Raw genomic sequence first — 16,605 nt, 5'->3', positions numbered from 1 at the left:
ACAAGAACCCCGCTGACCAGCACGGTCGCGGGGTTCTTGCCTTTCCGGGGTATTCGGTTGTCGGCGGCGCTGGCCCGATTGCTAACGGATTTGCTAACAAGACCCGCATTACGGCAGGTCAATCGGGGGATCGGCCGTCTCATCGTCCTCATCCGGCTCAAGGAACAGGTCGGACACGGTCTCGGCCGCAGCGTGGTGCAGCTCGGGGACGTCCTCGGTGTACATGTCGAGCGTGAACGACACCGAGGCGTGGCCGAGCCGGGCACTGACGATCTTCGGATTCACCCCGGCCCGCAGAGACATGGTGGCGTAGGTGTGCCGCACATCGTGCAGCGTGATGATCGGCACACCCGCACGGTCCACGAGCCGGTCGAACTGATCGCTGATCGTCTCCGGATAGATCGGCGAACCGTCCGGCCAGCAGAACAACAGCCCGTTGTCCTCGTAGTCCGCACCATGGTCCTTGCGCTCTTGGTCGAGCATCGCGGTGTGGTTCGCCAGCTCGGCGATCGTGCGCTTGTCGAGCGCGAGGTGGCGGCGCGAGTTCTTCGACTTGCCGTCTGAATCCACGACTTTCCCGTTCGCGACCACACGCGTATCCCACACGGTGATGATCTTGCGAGCCGGAACGAGCAGGTGCCGCATAGCTCCGGCCGCCTCACCGCGACGGACACCGGTCGTGGCGAACATCAACCACATCGCGTACAGCCGTTCTCGACGAGCCTCGGCCAAGAACGCCTTGAGCTGTTCGGGGGTCCAGGTGCTGTGCACTTTGTGTGTACGCCGGACACGCACCGCGTCCGATACCGGGTTCGCCTCCATGTACTGCCACGCCACCGCATCCTCGAACGCGCGATGCAGCATGATCCGCACACTCTGAATCGTGGTGTTGTCCAGCGAGGACGAGTACTCCTTCGGGATACGTCCGGCCCGATACCGTGCCGCAGCCTTGGACGCCGCACTGTAGGTCACCCCACCGGCCTCGGCCAGCTCGGCGAGCGCAACCTTCTGCCCGGCCTCGGTGACCTTCTTCCAGTGTTCGTACATGCGCTGGTTCGAGTCGCCCTTCACCCGTCCCTTCTCGGCGAGGTAGGACCACAGCTTGGTGATCGTGTCCGTCTCGATCTGCTGAAGTTGACGGTTCCCGATGATCGGCAGCACATACGCGTTCGCGTAGTTCTGATAGTTGCCGAACGTCGTGGTCTTGAGCGAGAGCTTCACGGCGGGGAACCACTCGGCGAAGAACTCGGCGACCGTCCGCTTCGACGGTTTGACGAACTTCTTCGTTTTCAGCGCGGTATTCGCTTCGACCAGGGCATCCCAGGCGTCACCTTCGGTCGTGAAACCACCCTTGGTCTGCTGCTTGCGCTTCCCGGTCAGTGGGTCGTGGCCGATATCGAGGACGTAGCCCCACTTCTTCCCGCGCTGGTAGACGCCGCCGTTGATGCCGTTCTTGTCCCGCCGCTTCTTCTGCTCGGCCATTACGCGGCCTCCATCCACGCGCGGAGCTGGTCACGAACGACAAGCACGCGTTTCCCGATCCGCTTTGCCGGAAGCTCACCCGAGGCCGCATACCGGTAGGCCGAGGCCCGGCTGATGCCGAGCAGGCTCGCGACCTGCGTGACCGGAACGAACGCCGGAAGCCCGTCGAACACCGATTCGGCCACCACGGGTTCCGGTGCTGGTTGCTGCTGCTCGGTCAGGGCCTGAGCCAGCATCTCCATCGCTGCCGCAACGTTGGTACTCATGCCGCCCTCCCTTCGGTCTCGGTTGCTGAGTGTTTGGCTTGGTCGTATTGGTGTCGCCAGCGGCGTTGTTGGGCGATGCTGCGCAGCAGCAGGTCGGTTCGGTTGGGCTGGTCGGGATCTCCGGTGTGGATGGGTTCCCACCGGTAGCGGGTTCCTTCCGGGTCTTCCTCGGTGGATTGCTGAACGTTGGCTCCGGCTGCACCGAGGACACGGAGGACGTGTTCGCGGCGTTGGGTGCGGTGTTCGGCGAGGTTGCGCCCGGACCATTTGCGGGAGACCAGGCAGCGGCGGCCCGCGTAGCCGAGGTTCGTGGGGCGGTGTGCCTTGCGGCGGCACTGTCCGGGAACCATGCCCGCCTTGGCGTTCTTGGGTTGGATGCCGTAGCGCAGCCAGTTCGCGCATGTCTCGTGGCAGGGCTGGTAGCGCATGGTGTCGGCGAGCCGGTCCATGTGCTGGCGTTGCCGAGTGCTGTCGGGTTCGTAGACCTCGCCGATGTCCTTGGTCAGGTACTTGACGAGGTAGCCGAGGCATTTCCCGGATTTCTCCGAGTTGCCGACTACGCCTTGCACGTCGATACCCCGGTGCCCGAACCGTGCCACGTGCGCGGGACGCGCGTTCTGGTCGAAGGTGGCCTCGATCGCTTCGTCCCATGTGGACAGACGGGCACCGGTGTGGGGATCGACGTAGGTTTCCGCTTGCTCGTCCCACACCGGCAGTTCGTTGGTGTACAGGGGTTCGTCGTGTTCGGGCCACCAGACTTGGTGATAGGTGGCCTCGGCGACCTGGCGCATGAGCTTGCGGGGGATGGTGCCGCGCACGGCCGCGTGCAGGTGCATCGCCAACCGCCGTTGTGGTTCCACGGCCGCGAAGTACTGCACGTTCCACCCGGCTGCGCGGCGCAGGTTCTGCCAGAACCGGTCCACCAGCGAGCCGAAGTGGATCGCATCCCGTGCCGCCGACCGGTAGTCATACGAGTCTGGATCAACCGGGGTGCCATCGCCGTGCACCCGCCCGTACGAGGGCAGGGTGAGCGTGACGAACGTCGAGGGCCGGTAGGTTTTCCCGTCCGGTGCCTCGTACACGCGCCCGGTCGTGGTGTCGGCGACCTTCTGCCGGGGCAGGTTCGGCGCATCCTGACGACGGCGCGTCGAGCGTGCCCGTTTCGGTTTCTCCTCCTGGCGCTCGTTCTCCTCGGTCGGCATCGAACCGCGGATTCCGTTGTGCCGCAGGACTTGTTCGGCCTGGTCGATCTCGGCCGAGAGCGCCGCGGAACGAGCGGTGTCCCCGGACGCGTCGGCGTGCGCACGAGCCTCGGTGAGATCCGCGATCTGACCGAGCATCGCCTGTTGATGCACCGTCGGTTCCTCGGTCTCGATCCGTGGTTCCTCGGTGAGGTGCCAGCCTTCGCGGGCCTGGTGCATCCGCAACCGCTTCGCCCGCACCGCACACGAGGGGCACACGCTCGTCCTCGTTGAGCCGCAGGGGATCGGGATCACGATCTTCTCGCCGGTCTCGTTGTCGATCCGGCGCACCGCGAACGGCCGGACGCAGGCACCGACCTGTTCAGCGGCCGACTCGGCCAACTGACGGGCGAGCGGTGCCATGATCTTGCGGATCGGGGTCGGTTCCTCGGTGGTCATGCCGCCTCACCGCCCTCAACGACGCGCAGGGGAGCGGCCACGACCGGGCCGGGCTGATAGGTGGTGGCGACTCGACGGATATCGGCGTCGGAGAGGTACATGGCGCGAACCCGAGTGATGGCGCGGGTTCCGTCTTCGACCAGGTAGCCGACACCGGGAGCTGTTTCGGGTATGTGGTCGCACTTCGCGCCACGTTCGCGGGCACCATCGCCGAGCACCATGTCCACGTGGGAGCGCTCGACCAGGCGCAGCGCGATGCGGGTCGGGAACAGATCACGCCACTTCACGACCTCCTTGCGAGGGTCCTGAATCGCCCCGATCACGCACATGCCCGGAGCACGGCCCTTCGTCAGCAGGCGCCCGAGGGCAGCCTCCGCGCGTGCTCGTAGCTTGGAGTCGGCGATGAACGCGGTCAGCGAGGCCAACTCATCGAGGACGATCACCATGAACGGCATGTCCGTGCTCGGTTCGAGCTTGCGCGCGTGCCCGGCCAGCAGGGAAGCGCGGCGGTCGGCCTCATCGGCGAGTTTTTCCAGGAACTCCACCGCACCCTGTTGCGCGTCCGCACCGTCCATGGTCACGAGCTCGCGGAACAGTTCACGGCCGTAGCCGAGTTCCATACCGCCCTTCGGGTCCACGCCGACAACCTGCACGAGACCGTCACGGATGGCGGGGCCGAGCCCGGCCAGCAGGGACCACAGCACCGAGCCCTTCCCCGAACCCGTCGCCCCGGCCAACAAGATGTGCGTGCCCAGCAGCGACAGGAACCACGGCCGACCGTCATCACGCTTGCCGATCTGTACTGCGGAAAAGTCCGCAGTTCGGGAACCGCCCCCGTTGCCGCCGTCATCGGGACCGTTCGGGGTGAGGGTGCGTACCAGCGGATCCCCGTAGGAGAGTTGCATGTACACGCACCGGTTCGTGGTGTCGGCGAACTCCAGCGCACGCCGGGCCACCAGCCACGACGGAACACTGCGAGCCGGAGCAGCAACAAGCCGAGCTTCCTGCGCGCCCATGCCCTCGACCACTGCCGCGAGCCGATCCGTGAAGGACTCGCGGGTCAGGCCGAGCGGTAACCGAACCGTGAGCACATCAGCAAACCGGGACTGCCGAACACGGGTGATCCGGGGTGCCAGTTCGCGGCGTTTCTTGTCCTTCACCGTCAGCTTGGCGCCGACCATGGTGTCGGTCCACCGGTAGCGGTAGCGCAGGCGCCGGACCCAGCACCGGCAACCCGACACCACACGGGCATCGAACGAGTCCGGGGAGAACCAGAACCACAACCCGAAACCCACCAGGGCGACGCCGAGGACCACGAGCGCCGACCACGGCATGCCCGTGAACAGCAGCCACAGCACACCGAGGATCGGCGCGGCCAGGATCGGACACGCAACCGCGAACAGCACTGCGCAGGTGATCAGCACGCCGATCAGCTTCGCTACCTGCCGAACGGCCCAGGCGATCCAACCGCGGATACCTTCGGGATGGTCCTTGCCCTTGCGGACGGTGATGTCCTGCCAACCCGCATCCCGGTCGACAACCTCATTCCACAGACTCATCACCGACCACCACCCGACAGACGCGCAGCAGCGTTCGCCGCGAGTTCGTCGTACCGGTCGGCTGTCCGCGCGGCCGCCGAACTCGCCTTGATCGCGGCCCGGACATACGCCCACGGCAACTCGGACGAGTCGATCGCCCGAGCGATCAGCAGATCCCACCAGCGAGCCTCGCGCCGGTAGCAGGCCGCTGCCTTCCGCAGATCGCGCAACCGCTGCTCGGGTGTCCTGTTTGGACGGTAGCTCGGTCGAATCTCTTCGCACCGATCCAGGCCACGACGAACCAACTCGGCCACCGACGGGCACCCCGTTCCGGTGACCCCGCTTGACATTGCTTCACGAGAATTGTTTAGGGTTTTCATTGTCTGCTCCAGTGAGTGGATAGCGCAGAGGCGGCGAGGTTGGTAGCCATGTCCCGCTTCTGCGCCTTTACGGAATCCGCGACCGTTTCAAGGACGCGTTTCATCGCCACACGTCGAAACGTGCGTTATTCATTCAGTGCGTTGAATTTCTTCTAGCCTTGTGATTCGCTGGCGGCGAGTTTCGCGTAAGACTCCGCTCGCTGCGTATCAACCCATGCCAGCGCCCGAGCTTCGTGCTTATGCTCCGGGTCGACCTCGACCATGTGCCGGTAGAGCTTCGCGCTTTCCTTGTAGTAGTCCCGCAGAACCGTCGCATCTGCGCCCCGATCCGGCAGGAGACCCAGCAGTGCCCGGCACGCTTCCGGCAACGTTCGTGAAGCCCACGCCACCCGCCAACTACCGTGCATGATTACCTCCCTTCGGCTATCGTTGGACCGAATCCGCGCGAACGGTTTCGAGCTGTGCGCGGAGGTCGAATTCTTCGGAAGCGACGGACGCGGCATGGCGTGCCCATAACGGTGCGTTGAGGTCACCCGCCAGAATTCGCCACGCTTCCGCAACGGATTGGTAGGCCCGAGCCAGACGCCGCACATCACCTGCATCGCCGCTACGCATCGCGGTGAATAGTGCGGTCGTCTGCTCGGCATAGGCGGTGTTCCACCGAGCGACCGCCTCCCGTGACGGCCGCCCCGCCATTACGCTGCCTTCTGCTCGGCGTTGCCCTGCGCCGCAGCGGATTTCGTACCCGTTGCCTTGCCCGGTGCGTGCATCTCCTTGGCGCGCAACGAGAACTGCACGCGGCCGTTCTGCTCGTACGCGGTCGCGGTCAGTCCCTCGAACACGACCGGACGGAACGGCAGGCCGGGCGCGGTCTCCGGGGGAACGGGCTGCACGTCGGCGTCGATCTTCACCACGACACCGGTGTTCTTGCCCCGCGCGGACGGGTCGGTGACCTGCACACCCCACACGAGCTTGCCGGACTGCTTGTCCTTCGCCGGACTCTTGCCTCCGTTGTTGTCGTAGTCGAAGACCTGCTCCACGCCGAGCACGAACGCGCCCTCCGGGAACACGTCATCGAACGGGACCGGGAACCGGTAACCACCTGGAATAGCCATTGCGTTCCTGCCTTCCTCGGCGACGCGGGGAATCCCTCTTCGCCGCCGCCTAGCTTGCCTGACATGCACAGCCTAGCCGGCCTGACTAGCCAAGTCAAGCAACAGGGGTGGTGACTAGCTCGCTAGCTGGCCTAGACTGGGTTTGACGAGTACTCGTCAAGAGCTGACCAGGGAAAATGCGAGCGAGGGTTGATCATGGCGCTAGACCCGGACGATCCACGACCGCCGTATGTACAGGTCGCGAACGCGCTACGAGCCGCGATCCTGACCAAGAAGTTCAGCGCCGGGGACAAGTTGCCGTCGCGGGCAGAACTGGCGAAGACCTACAACGTAGCGCCGATGACCGTGCAGAACGCCCTACGTGAGCTGCGCGAAGAGGGCCTGATCGTTTCGCGGCAGGGGAGCGGTGTCTTCGTCCGCGAGCGCACGGAAAGCCCGGTCGGCCTCCGCCCCCACGTCGAGCGCGCGTTCGAGGCCGAGAACGTGACTATCGACTTCGCGGGGTTCTCCGGTGAGACCCTGCACGGCATCCTCACCGAACCACTCGACAAGATCCGGGTCGGCAGGCTGCGACCCGAGTCGGTCACGGTCCGACTCCTGGTTCCCGATCCGGCCGAGCCCTGGTCGCTGCCGTGCACTGTGGACGGACACGCGGACAGCCCGAACTTCCGCAAGCGCGCCGAGGAGATCATGCGTCGCCACACGCTCGCCACGATCGACGAGGTCAATGAACTCGGAGAACTGGGCCTGGTCAACACAGCGTCCGCACAGGTCCGGGTCCACCCGGCCGCGCCGCTGTTCAAGCTGTACTTGATCAACAACGAGGAAGCGTTCTTCGGCTTCTATCCGGTGCGCGAGCGCGCGATCAGCTACAACGGCGAGACCGAAGCCATGTACGACCTGATGGGCAAGGACGCCATCCTGTTCCACCACTCGGCGAACGACGACGACACCTCGACCGGATCGCAGTACGTCGAGCAGTCCCGGACCTGGTTCGAAAGCATCTGGTCCACGATCGCCCACGAGTACGTGCGATGACCGAGGCACAGGCTCGCGAACTCCTCGAACGTGCACGGTTGCTGCTGCTCGACTTCGACGGCCCGGTGTGCTCGGTGTTCGCCGGGTTCCCGGCCGATGTGGTCGCCGAGCAGTTGCGCGACGTTCTCGCCGATGGTCGACATGTCGACTTTCCCGAACCCGTGGCCGCCGCAACCGATCCGTTCGACGTGTTCCGCTACGCCGCTACCGTCTCCGATGAGGACGCGCGGATGGTCAACGCGGCGTTTACCGCGCACGAGGTCGAAGCGATCGCGACCGCTACACCAGCGCCAGGCGCGCACGAGCTGATCAGGGCATGGAAGCGCGCGGGCCGCGAGCTCGCGATCGTCAGCAACAACAGTGCCCACGCCGTGCGCGCCTACCTGGATCTGCACGGACTGCACCGGTACGTGGACCACATCGCCGCGCGGACCAGCGAGGACCCGGAACAGCTCAAGCCGCGGACTTGGCTGCTCGACCAGGCCCTGACTCACTTCCACGTCGCGCCCGCCGAGGCGGTGCTGATCGGGGACTCACCGACCGACGTCGAGGCCGCTCGCTCGGCCGGGTGCCCGGTGATCGGGTACGCGAACAAGCCCGGCAAAGAGCGCACGCTCGTGAACGCGGACGTGATCATCACCAGCGTTGCCGCAAAGCTCGCGCCCGAAGCTCGGGTATGACACCCGCCGCCCAGGTTCCCATCGAGGTTGCCGTGAACGTTCGGCGACGCTGGCCCGAGCGTGCCGAGGCATGGACCAGTCGAGCACCCGCCGAGCTGGACGAGCTTGTCGCTCGCTACGAGGGCCAGGCGGAAAGAGTCTTTCCAGCCCGAACCGGGTTCGTCGTCGCAGTCACCACACCGACCGGCCCGCTGGTTATGAGGTCGACGGCTGACCCGGCCGGACCCGATCAGGCGCGGTTCGCGGAGGCGTTCGCCGAGCACCGGATCGGTCCTGCGGTCCACGAGGTCAACCAGACCGACACCGGCACATGGACGGTCGCGGATCGGGTAGTACCCGGTGAACCGATCAACCTCGGCGACGACGTGGTGCCGACGGTCGCCCCGATCTTCCGCGCGATGGCCGAACAGCCGAGCCCCGCACCGAATGCACCCAACATCGCCGAGTGGCTGCACGACCGGCTCACCGGCCCAGAACCCGACGACCTACCCCCGGACGACTACAACGTCACCGAGGACGAACGCCGCAGCGCAGCCCACCAGCTCACCGACATCCGCCAGGACGAACGCCGCGAACTGACCCACGGCGACGCGCATCCCGACAACATCCTCGTCGGCGCGGACGGCCGGTTGCAGTGGATCGACCCACGCGGCATGAACGGCGAACTCGCCTACGACCTCGCCGTCTTCGCCCTCAAAACCGCCCCAGCCCTACACTGCGCCCCGCATGCCCTGGCCGACCAGCTCGCCGCCGAAGTCGGATGCCCCGCCGACCGCGTGCATACCTGGCTGAACATCGCCCGCGCCGCCAGGGTTTAGCGGACTTCTTGCCGAATTCGGCTCTATTGGATCAAGGGCGGCGCTGCGCGCCGCCGAGGCCCGGCCCGCCTCCCGCTGACGCTCCCGGCGGCCGGGCCGATGCTCTGCTCACTTCGCACGTGAACCATCAGACCCAAGACACGGCGACCAGCCCACCCCAGACGGGACGATCGCGAGGCAGCTCGAGCGGGCAAGCGTGGTCGGGGCGATCGACGCCCGCCGACGCAAGCGCCAGCGGCCAACGGGTCACGGTGTAGGCCAGACGTGGAGGCGCGCGAGTGCGAAGAGCAAGGCGAACACGCTGGTGAGTACGGCAGCGGTGATCTTGTAGACCTTCACCGCATGCTCGCGGCGATGCTTCTTGGCGAATATCGCGGCAGTTGCAGAACCTGCGGCGAGAACCAGCAAGAGACTGTAACCAGCGACGACGGCCCACATGAACATGAGCTCGATCCCTTCAGCTCGGAAACCCGGTATCTGAAGGGGAGGCTGGCCCTGGAGAGTCAGTGAATATTCGCGGATATCCACTGATATTCACTGACAGGGTTGCCCCGCCGAAACAGTGTCAGAAGCTCGGTTGTAGATCAACCGCAGCCCTTCGCCAGGGATCGTCTTACCTCGTGGCAGCCGCATCAAGGGCGCCGTTCGGCGTCGCTGCGCGATGAGCTGACGCTCACCCTGGACCCGGCCACCGCGAGGCGAAGCGAGTAGCAGGGACGAAGGGGATGGGGGAGTCTGCTAACGGATTTGCTAACAAGACGGGTTGGTACGGACCGGAACACCCGAGCAGGGTGAGACGGTGCGAAGGTCCACGCGCAGGTCAGTGTGCATATGCCTGTTGATCATGAGACGCCCGCGACGGCCAACCGTTTCCTGATAACGAAGAGGTCCCAGGTTCAAGTCCTGGTAGGCCCACCCTGCAAACCCCCGCTGTCCGATACGACAGCGGGGGTTTTCGCGTTCCTCCCGTATTCTGGTGCGGTGAGCAGCACACGGGTGGCCGGTGGAGTGGTGCACGAACTGCCCACGGATCTGGAGCACGCGCTCCTCGCGGATGCCGTGGCGCTCGATGCCTGGGCCGACATCACGCCGCTCGCCCGCAACGAGTTCATCTGCTGGGTCGAGGACGCCAAGCAGGAGGCGACCCGGGAACGCCGCATCCGCCGGACCCGGGAGGAGCTTGCGGAAGGGAAGCGTCGTCCGTGCTGCTGGCCGGGGTGCAAGCACCGGGAGCGCACGGGCAGCTGATCAGCCGGGTCGTCGCTGGTTCAACGTGAAACAAGCAGCGAATTTCGTATTCACGCTATTTTCGGCGAAAAACTAACAGAAACTAAACACCGCCCGCAGGTGAAATCGCGCAGGCGGTGGAAACATATGGTTCGAGATGAATTCACCTCGAAAGCTATGGAGTTCGTGAATCAGCGAGAGTGTTTGCCGCCGCCGGCCTTGCGGGGCTGGCTGATCGGCTGCACGTTGCCGCCGGTGCTGAGCGCACGTGCTTTTTCCGCGACTGTGTAAGTAAGGCAGGGCCAGGAGGCTTGGGTGCCGAGCTCGTCCCGGCAGGCGGCGCAGCGTCCAGAAGAATCGGGAAGATGTTCATTGAGCATTCGATCGCACAAATCGGGCATTTCCGCAAGGACACTGGCCATCGCCACAGAAAACCTCCTCGATCAGTACATGCACACAGCCGCAGCGGCCGGTAATGAGGCCATCACCGTACTCCGTTGCCGTTGTGACGCATGAGGCGGTCGGAGGAATTAACTGGCGGAGTTCACGCTCGCCGTGTCGTTCATCGCCATATCGAGGCACATCGGGCACGGCGGTGCGCCCGCCGGCTCCGGACTGCGGGCCATGTCCTGCGTGAACTGCTCACCGCACAACGTCATCACCGGCGCCTGTTCCGGCATATGCAACGGATTGATCGCTCCGTAGGTGAGGTGCACGACGTCGGGATCCCGTTCCGGCCGGGCCGATTGCACGAAGCCGAGCAGCGGCGGGGCGACCGAGCGGAACAGCGTGCTCGAGCCAGATCCATGCTGCACTCGGGTCCGCGTTGCGCTGGAGTGACGTGGCCTGAAAGTACTCATCGCGGCGCACGCGCCTTCGCGGTCTGTCCGGTTCCGCATCTCACGAGATCGGCCCCTCCCTACTGATGAGTTTGAAAGGTCTTACAACGAATCCTGACGAGCGAGGATGGTCGTGTCAAGGTAGGGGCTGGGAAACCAGGCAAAGCCACACTTCCGGGCGAACCGCAATGGAGTATCGGCTCACCCCGGCATCACCTCATGCCCGAGAACCTGGCCGAGGCATTGGCCGGTACACTTGACGGCGCTGGGGCTGCAGAGAGGTGAGGACCATGAAGAAGCTGCTCGTACTGGGCGCCATCGTGGGTGGCGTGCTGTTCGTTATCCGGAAGAACAAGGCCGCCAAGGCAGAGGCGGACCTGTGGCGCGAGGCGACCGCTCCGACCTCGAAGTAGGACGGTCTCGCCGCCAGGGGCCATAGCTCAATTGGCAGAGCACTGCCTTTGCAAGGCAGGGGTTAGGGGTTCGATTCCCCTTGGCTCCACGTAGAGAAGAGCTCGTACTCGCAGAGAGTACGGGCTCTTTTTCATGGCTCGTTCAGCTCTCCTCGGTAATGAGGTGTGTCACATCTCGTGGGTGCCTGATCAGTATCAGTGCGGCGATCACGAGTGCGATGCCGATTTGCACGATCATGACAAGAACGAAGGCCGGAACGAATCCGTTGCTGTGTGCGGATTCGGTGTAGACGCCGCCGAGTAGCGCCGTGCCGAGTGCCATCGCCGCTTGTTGGGCGGTGATGAGGATGCCGCCGCCCACGCCGCCGAGTTCGGTGGGCACGGCGGCGAGGACGAGGGTGTTGGTTCCACTGATGGCGAGCGCCTGCCCGAGACCGATGAGGATCATGCCGGGCACGATGGCAAGGCCGGGCGGTTGTCCGGACCAGAACCAGAAGACGCAGGCAACCAGGGCGAGCCCACCGGCCTGGACGAGTGTTCCGGCCCCGAGGATGCGTGGTCCCAGAACGCGCACCAGCCGGGGAACGCCATAGCTGCCGAGAAAGAAGGCCAGTGACATCGGGGCGACCGCGAGCCCGCTCGCCAGTGGGCTGAGCCCGAGCCCGCCCTGCACGGTGATCGGGAACGCGTACAGGAATCCCGCGCCCGCGGCCAGAAACGGTGCGAGCAGTAGCAGACCGCGGTACACCCGCGGTTCGCCGAGCAGGGCAGGCGGCAGCAGAGCGAGCCGACCGGTCGCGGTGACCGCGCGCTCGGTCCGCCACAATACGAGGGCCAGTGGTACGGCGGCCACCAACAGCAGGAGACTCCAGATCGGCCAGCCCGAACCTTGGCCGAAGCTGAACGGAACGAGCAGGGCGAGCAACAGACCGGCGAGCAGTACCGTCCCCTTGCCGTCGATTCCGGCCGGTTCCCCGGCGCGTGTCTCCGGGACCGTACGCCGGATCAGCACGGCCAAGACCAGACCGATCGGGATGTTGATCAGGAACAGGCTCCGCCAGGAAGTTCCGCCGAGGTCCAGGTGCAACAACAACCCGCCGAGAACGAGCCCGAGTGTCGCGGAGATACCGGTGACCGCCGAATAGCGGCTGATCGCGCGGGTGCGCCGGGGTCCGCTCGTCGCCGCCTGGATCGTGCCGAGTACTTGCGGCGGGATGAGCGCGGCGAACGCCCCCTGGGCAAGACGAGCCGCGATCAGCATGGGCGCGTTCCCGGCGAGACCGCACAGTAGTGAGCTCGCGGTGAACCCCAGCAGGCCGAGCAACAGGATCCGGCGGCGCCCGAATCGGTCGCCGAGCCGGCCACCGAGTACCAGCAGCACGGTGAACGCTATCCCGTAACCGGCGATGACGAGTTCGAGAGCGGTCGCACCGGCAGGCAATTCCGCAGCGATGGTCGGGAGGGCGACGTTCACGATGAACGCGTCCATCATCGGAACGAGAATGGCCGTGCTGGCCGAACCGAGGCCGATCGCCGAGATGCACGAACGGTCAGGCGTTGGCGGCATCGAGCGCGGCGATCTCCTCGAGCGACATCGACAGCTGCTCGTGCAGGAAGCGCACCATGGTCCAGTGCGGTAGCGCGCCCTCGTCAAAGGGACCGAACTCCGCGCGGTAGAGCGGAAGCCAGCGCAGCGCCTGCTCGGCGAGCTGTTCGCGGCTCGGCTGCTGTTGGTAGTTCTCATAGGAAATGCTGCGGTGATGGATGAACATCCCGCCCGGCAGCCGTGCGCAGAACGACGCGTACTCCCTGGTCTGCAGGATCAGGTAGTGCCAGATCTCATCGATTTCCTGTTCCACGGGAAGGAAAAGCCCGCCGAGCTCCTCGCGGTACTTGGACACGAGATAAAGGTACCGAAGGCATTCGAGGACCTGACGTTGCACGAATCCGGGCTCGTGCCCGGTTTTCTCGGTGAAGTAGTCGACCAGCTCGTCATGGAGCTGCGCGCCGAGCGATTCCCGGAGGTCAGGGGTTTCGTTGTGCGGCATGACTTTCTCCTTGCTACTCGTTCGCGATCCAGGCGTACTTGCCGGATGTGCCGATGGGGATGTGCGCCGCATGCTCGAGCTGGCACGGTATTCCGGTCTCGTTCCGAAACTTCGCGCGTAGCGTCTCGATGTCCGACTGCTCGATCGCGAAACCGTCGAAGCTCGTGTAGCGCAGTACCGCGGATTTCCCGTCGGTGTGCAGTCGATAGGTGAAGATGTCCGGGCTCGTCGCGCTGATCCAGCCGTCCAGATCGCCTTGGGAGACCGGCCCCAGACCGTTGTCCGGCCACAGGAGTTCCTTCTCGCGGCCGCAGAACTGAGTGATCCGCGCGGGATCGGCGCTCCCGTCCCTGGTGCGTGCGCAATCGCCGGAGCGGTACCGAATCAGTGGCATATAAGGGTTTCGCACGCTGGAGACGATGATGCTGTGGATCGTCGAGCCTGGGGCCACCGGAACGAGTTCGACGCCCATCTCCTCGAGGAACGGGTGATAGTTCCCGTTCCGGTCGCTGTAGTACAGATAGCCGAGCTCGGTGCTGCCGAACAGATCGATGATCGCGCAGTCGAAGAACCGTCCGAGGAACCGGCGGACATTGGCGGGGGTGAACTCGTAGGCGTGGATGATGCTCGCCGGAGCGGGAAAACGCGACCACAAGCCCCATTCATCGACCTTGCGGACGAGATGTGCCAGGTGGTAGCTGGAGCAGTCGAGGTGGTAGTTCCCGCTCGGCAGGCTCGCGGCGACCAGGGAAATCTCCTCGAGCATGCGTTCCACGGTCGGCCGGTCCCATAGTGCCGGGTCCAGGTCGAGGTTCAGGTACACCGTCCGCTCATCGAGCCAGCGATCGGCGAGTGCGGGACGTGCATCCGGTTGAGTGCCGTGCTTTTTGGCATTGACCCGGGCGATGTGCTCGGTCGCGAGCACCGTGGTCAGTGAGACTCGCTTGCACTGTTCCCGCCAGGTGTGCGCGATATCGGGATGTTCGCTCCAGAGCCGGTAATACGACTTGAGCAGAAAGTAGGGCGGGCGGATCAACTGCATGCGCGCGTGATTGGTCCCGGTGGAGAGTACGAACTCGGCCTCGCCTGCTTCCAGGGCCTCGGCCAACCGCGGGGTCATCCAGTTTTCCGGGAATCCACGCGCGATCTCGGTCTTCTCCAGTATCGGGAAATGACCACGCTCAAGGGAATCACGGTAGATCGGGATGTCGCGGATTCGCTCGCGAGTCTTGGCATCCGGCTGGCCGTGCATCGGCATCCCGCCTTCTCGTCATCGGGCCTGCGATGGGTGATGGGGCCGCGGAAGAGCATCCGCGGCCCCACAGGACATGGCTAGCTGATGCAGCCCTGCTTCGGCAATGAGATGCAGCCGTCCTTCGCTTCGCCCTGCGCGGAGTTCTCCGCGACCCACTTGCTCCAGGTGTGGTCCTCGGCGATCTTGGCGATCAACTCGTTCATCAGGGGCCTCCTTGGGGAGAGGGTTTCACTGGCAGGCGATGCCAGCAGGTATGAATATTCCCAAGGAAAGGTCAAGAGGTAGTAAAATCTATGACCAGGGGTTTTCCCGGATCAGTCCTGTTCGGCGGCCAGTACGAGATAGGCGAAGCCGAGTACACCGCGGTAGACCTCGTGATAGGTCCGCTTCCGTTCGGTGATCCATTCGCGGATTTCCGTGTGGTCGCCGGGATTCTCGGCACACCACCGTTGCGGTCCGCGCATTGAGGCGGCTTCGAACTCGTCCCACTCCTGCTGATCGGTCGTGCTGCTGTGCATGATCCGCCAGCCTGCCGCGCGGCAGCGGGCGAGCAGTTCCTCGAGTGTGCCGAGTTCCTCGCCGAAAATCTCCCGAGCCCGCGAAGGGGGCGGGCGTAGCCAGTAGCCCTCACCGATGAGCAGGCGGCCGTCGGCGGGGAGAATGCGGGCGCAGGCTTGGAGTGTGCCGCCGAGGCCGCCATAGGCGTGTGTCGAGCCGATGCACAGCACTCGGTCCGCCGTCCCGCGCCATTCGCTCGCATCGCCGGTGTGAAATTCGAGCTGTGCGCTCAGATCACGGCTCTCGGCGAGTTCGCGGGCACGGTCGAGATGCGCGGGTTCCGATTCGATGCCGACACCGTGCGCCCGCGGTCCCGCCAGTTCGAGCGCGCGCAGGAGCAGTTCGCCCCAGCCACATCCCAGGTCGACGATGCGCTGTCCATCGCGTGCGTCGAGTTCGCCGAGCAGTACGGAGGCATGCTGCTCGGACAACGGCGTGTTCCAGAGCATCGGGCGGTACCGGTCGCGGATGTCCATACCCGGCGAGCCTGCCGGACCGCCGGACGTGATCGCCATCGGTTTTCGCCCTCGGGGAGAGCCGAAGGAACACATGCGATCCCGAAACCCAGCCCTGACAAAGAAGTTCCCACCCTGACATCCCCCGCCCTCACCGGGGGGCGACCCCGCATCCAGTATATCGGCGCAGGGCAGTGAATGGCGGGGCGCGAAAAATCTGGGGACAACCGCCGCCGCTGTGGACAACCACGCAGACAGTCGGGGGAGGGGCCGACACGGTGGGTGGCGTCCTTATCATCGCGGGTCATGAGGATCGGGATGGCCGTGATGATCGTGCTCGTGGGTGGGGTGGTCGCGGGATGTGGCCAGCCGGGCGGCACGGGGCAGGCGCCGCCGAGCACGCGGACGGTGACGGCGCCCGCGGCGCAGCCACCACCACCGGTACATCCGGCACGCACGGCGGCTTGTCCTTATCTGCGGAAGGAATCCGCCCAGGATGTGAACGGCCAGCATGTCGGGCAGGTGCGGATCTCGGCGGACAAGCCCGCGCCGGCCTGCTTCTTCTACCGCCCGAACGGCGGGCTGCAGCTGACGGTGCGGCCGTACAAGGGGGACAGCGGAACGGCGCACGCTTTGGTGGATCAGGCGGCGCCGGTGCGGACTTCGGCGAGGGCTACGGACCCGGCCGGGTGGAGCGGAGGCTCGCAGCCAACGGATTCCGGGGCGGTCTACGCGGTCGCGAAAGGTGATGCCGCGGTCGTGGTGACGACGAATCAGCGGCAGACGATCAAGGCGAAAGAGGCCGCGGAGCAGGCGATCGCGGCCCTGGGCTGGTAGGTGGCGCGCTCGCGCC

21 protein-coding genes and 1 tRNA gene are annotated in these 16,605 nt (G+C 65.3%); 7 read left to right on the top strand and 15 right to left on the bottom strand.

Translation table 11 applies throughout. The annotated features are described in order from the left end of the window. Positions 1–108 precede the first annotated feature (108 nt). From AD72_RS12400 to AD72_RS12375, 7 genes are all read right to left on the bottom strand, one after another. A complete protein-coding gene (locus AD72_RS12400) occupies positions 109–1,482 on the bottom strand; it encodes a tyrosine-type recombinase/integrase (protein ID WP_051898542.1) in 1,374 nt (457 codons plus the stop codon). Next, complete coding sequence (locus AD72_RS12395) at positions 1,482–1,748, bottom strand: helix-turn-helix domain-containing protein (protein ID WP_231644812.1); 267 nt, start codon at positions 1,746–1,748, stop codon at positions 1,482–1,484. Before AD72_RS12395 ends, AD72_RS12400 begins: the two co-directional genes overlap by 1 nt. Then, positions 1,745–3,388, bottom strand: a complete 1,644-nt coding sequence (locus AD72_RS12390; RefSeq protein ID WP_231644811.1) for a replication initiator — start codon at positions 3,386–3,388, stop codon at positions 1,745–1,747. The genes AD72_RS12395 and AD72_RS12390 overlap by 4 nt, the downstream gene beginning before the upstream one ends. Next, a complete protein-coding gene (locus tag AD72_RS12385) occupies positions 3,385–4,947 on the bottom strand; it encodes an FtsK/SpoIIIE domain-containing protein (protein ID WP_051898541.1) in 1,563 nt (520 codons plus the stop codon). The genes AD72_RS12390 and AD72_RS12385 overlap by 4 nt, the downstream gene beginning before the upstream one ends. Further along, the gene (locus AD72_RS12380; protein ID WP_156365161.1) at positions 4,947–5,240 is read right to left on the bottom strand and encodes a hypothetical protein; all 294 of its coding nucleotides are present in this window, start codon (positions 5,238–5,240) and stop codon (positions 4,947–4,949) included. The genes AD72_RS12385 and AD72_RS12380 overlap by 1 nt, the downstream gene beginning before the upstream one ends. 218 nt (positions 5,241–5,458) lie before the next feature. Continuing rightward, positions 5,459–5,713 (bottom strand): AMED_5909 family protein, encoded by a 255-nt coding sequence (locus AD72_RS36500; RefSeq protein ID WP_156365160.1) that lies wholly within the window; start codon positions 5,711–5,713, stop codon positions 5,459–5,461. A 288-nt stretch (positions 5,714–6,001) separates the two neighbouring features. Further along, entirely contained in the window at positions 6,002–6,421 is a 420-nt protein-coding gene (locus AD72_RS12375) for a hypothetical protein (protein ID WP_031466625.1), read from the bottom strand. A 195-nt stretch (positions 6,422–6,616) separates the two neighbouring features. On the opposite strand from AD72_RS12375, the gene AD72_RS12370 reads away from it, so the two are divergent. The 3 genes from AD72_RS12370 to AD72_RS12360 are packed head-to-tail and all read left to right on the top strand — an operon-like array spanning position 6,617 to position 8,957. Continuing rightward, positions 6,617–7,459, top strand: a complete 843-nt coding sequence (locus tag AD72_RS12370; RefSeq protein WP_031466624.1) for a GntR family transcriptional regulator — start codon at positions 6,617–6,619, stop codon at positions 7,457–7,459. Beyond that, positions 7,456–8,139 carry an HAD family hydrolase gene (locus AD72_RS12365; RefSeq protein ID WP_031466623.1) on the top strand — a complete coding sequence of 228 codons (684 nt, stop codon included), beginning with the start codon at positions 7,456–7,458 and terminating at the stop codon, positions 8,137–8,139. The genes AD72_RS12370 and AD72_RS12365 overlap by 4 nt, the downstream gene beginning before the upstream one ends. Beyond that, positions 8,136–8,957, top strand: a complete 822-nt coding sequence (locus AD72_RS12360; RefSeq protein WP_031466622.1) for an aminoglycoside phosphotransferase family protein — start codon at positions 8,136–8,138, stop codon at positions 8,955–8,957. Before AD72_RS12365 ends, AD72_RS12360 begins: the two co-directional genes overlap by 4 nt. 246 nt (positions 8,958–9,203) lie before the next feature. Here the strand turns inward: AD72_RS12360 and AD72_RS12355 are convergent, their stop codons facing one another. Next, positions 9,204–9,401: a hypothetical protein gene (locus tag AD72_RS12355; RefSeq protein WP_031466621.1), complete on the bottom strand. Its 198-nt coding sequence runs from the start codon at positions 9,399–9,401 to the stop codon at positions 9,204–9,206. Between the two features lie 537 nt (positions 9,402–9,938). Here AD72_RS12355 and AD72_RS12350 point away from each other — a divergent pair. Further along, on the top strand, positions 9,939–10,205 hold the full coding sequence (locus AD72_RS12350; RefSeq protein WP_031466620.1) for a YdeI/OmpD-associated family protein: 267 nt from the start codon (positions 9,939–9,941) through the stop codon (positions 10,203–10,205). A 170-nt stretch (positions 10,206–10,375) separates the two neighbouring features. Here AD72_RS12350 and AD72_RS36495 read toward each other — a convergent pair whose 3' ends face one another. Both AD72_RS36495 and AD72_RS12345 read right to left on the bottom strand, forming a co-directional pair. Then, entirely contained in the window at positions 10,376–10,612 is a 237-nt protein-coding gene (locus AD72_RS36495) for a hypothetical protein (protein WP_156365159.1), read from the bottom strand. Between the two features lie 102 nt (positions 10,613–10,714). Further along, the gene (locus tag AD72_RS12345) at positions 10,715–10,999 is read right to left on the bottom strand and encodes a hypothetical protein (protein WP_031466619.1); all 285 of its coding nucleotides are present in this window, start codon (positions 10,997–10,999) and stop codon (positions 10,715–10,717) included. A gap of 314 nt (positions 11,000–11,313) precedes the next feature. On the opposite strand from AD72_RS12345, the gene AD72_RS37590 reads away from it, so the two are divergent. Further along, positions 11,314–11,436, top strand: coding sequence for a DLW-39 family protein (locus tag AD72_RS37590; RefSeq protein WP_231644810.1), 123 nt, complete (start codon positions 11,314–11,316; stop codon positions 11,434–11,436). A gap of 16 nt (positions 11,437–11,452) precedes the next feature. Then, positions 11,453–11,525 (top strand) — tRNA-Ala (locus AD72_RS12340). A 53-nt stretch (positions 11,526–11,578) separates the two neighbouring features. On the opposite strand, the gene AD72_RS12335 is transcribed toward AD72_RS12340, so the two are convergent. The 5 genes from AD72_RS12335 to AD72_RS12320 form a co-directional block, all read right to left on the bottom strand. Then, entirely contained in the window at positions 11,579–13,003 is a 1,425-nt protein-coding gene (locus tag AD72_RS12335; RefSeq protein WP_037345574.1) for an MFS transporter, read from the bottom strand. Continuing rightward, on the bottom strand, positions 12,987–13,484 hold the full coding sequence (locus AD72_RS12330) for a glycine-rich domain-containing protein (RefSeq protein ID WP_031466617.1): 498 nt from the start codon (positions 13,482–13,484) through the stop codon (positions 12,987–12,989). Before AD72_RS12330 ends, AD72_RS12335 begins: the two co-directional genes overlap by 17 nt. 13 nt (positions 13,485–13,497) lie before the next feature. Continuing rightward, complete coding sequence (locus AD72_RS12325; RefSeq protein ID WP_197284946.1) at positions 13,498–14,742, bottom strand: hypothetical protein; 1,245 nt, start codon at positions 14,740–14,742, stop codon at positions 13,498–13,500. 74 nt (positions 14,743–14,816) lie between these two features. Continuing rightward, positions 14,817–14,942 carry a hypothetical protein gene (locus AD72_RS37935; protein ID WP_255357153.1) on the bottom strand — a complete coding sequence of 42 codons (126 nt, stop codon included), beginning with the start codon at positions 14,940–14,942 and terminating at the stop codon, positions 14,817–14,819. Between the two features lie 111 nt (positions 14,943–15,053). Next, positions 15,054–15,812 carry an SAM-dependent methyltransferase gene (locus AD72_RS12320; protein WP_231644809.1) on the bottom strand — a complete coding sequence of 253 codons (759 nt, stop codon included), beginning with the start codon at positions 15,810–15,812 and terminating at the stop codon, positions 15,054–15,056. Positions 15,813–16,070: 258 nt separating this feature from the next. On the opposite strand from AD72_RS12320, the gene AD72_RS12315 reads away from it, so the two are divergent. Beyond that, positions 16,071–16,589: a DUF2020 domain-containing protein gene (locus tag AD72_RS12315; protein WP_031466614.1), complete on the top strand. Its 519-nt coding sequence runs from the start codon at positions 16,071–16,073 to the stop codon at positions 16,587–16,589. Positions 16,590–16,605: the final 16 nt, after the last annotated feature.

It is taken from the genome of Sciscionella sediminilitoris (genome assembly GCF_000737195.2).
Taxonomy (GTDB): Bacteria; Actinomycetota; Actinomycetes; order Mycobacteriales; family Pseudonocardiaceae; genus Sciscionella; species Sciscionella sediminilitoris.
This window is presented reverse-complemented; position numbering and strand designations above follow the sequence as displayed.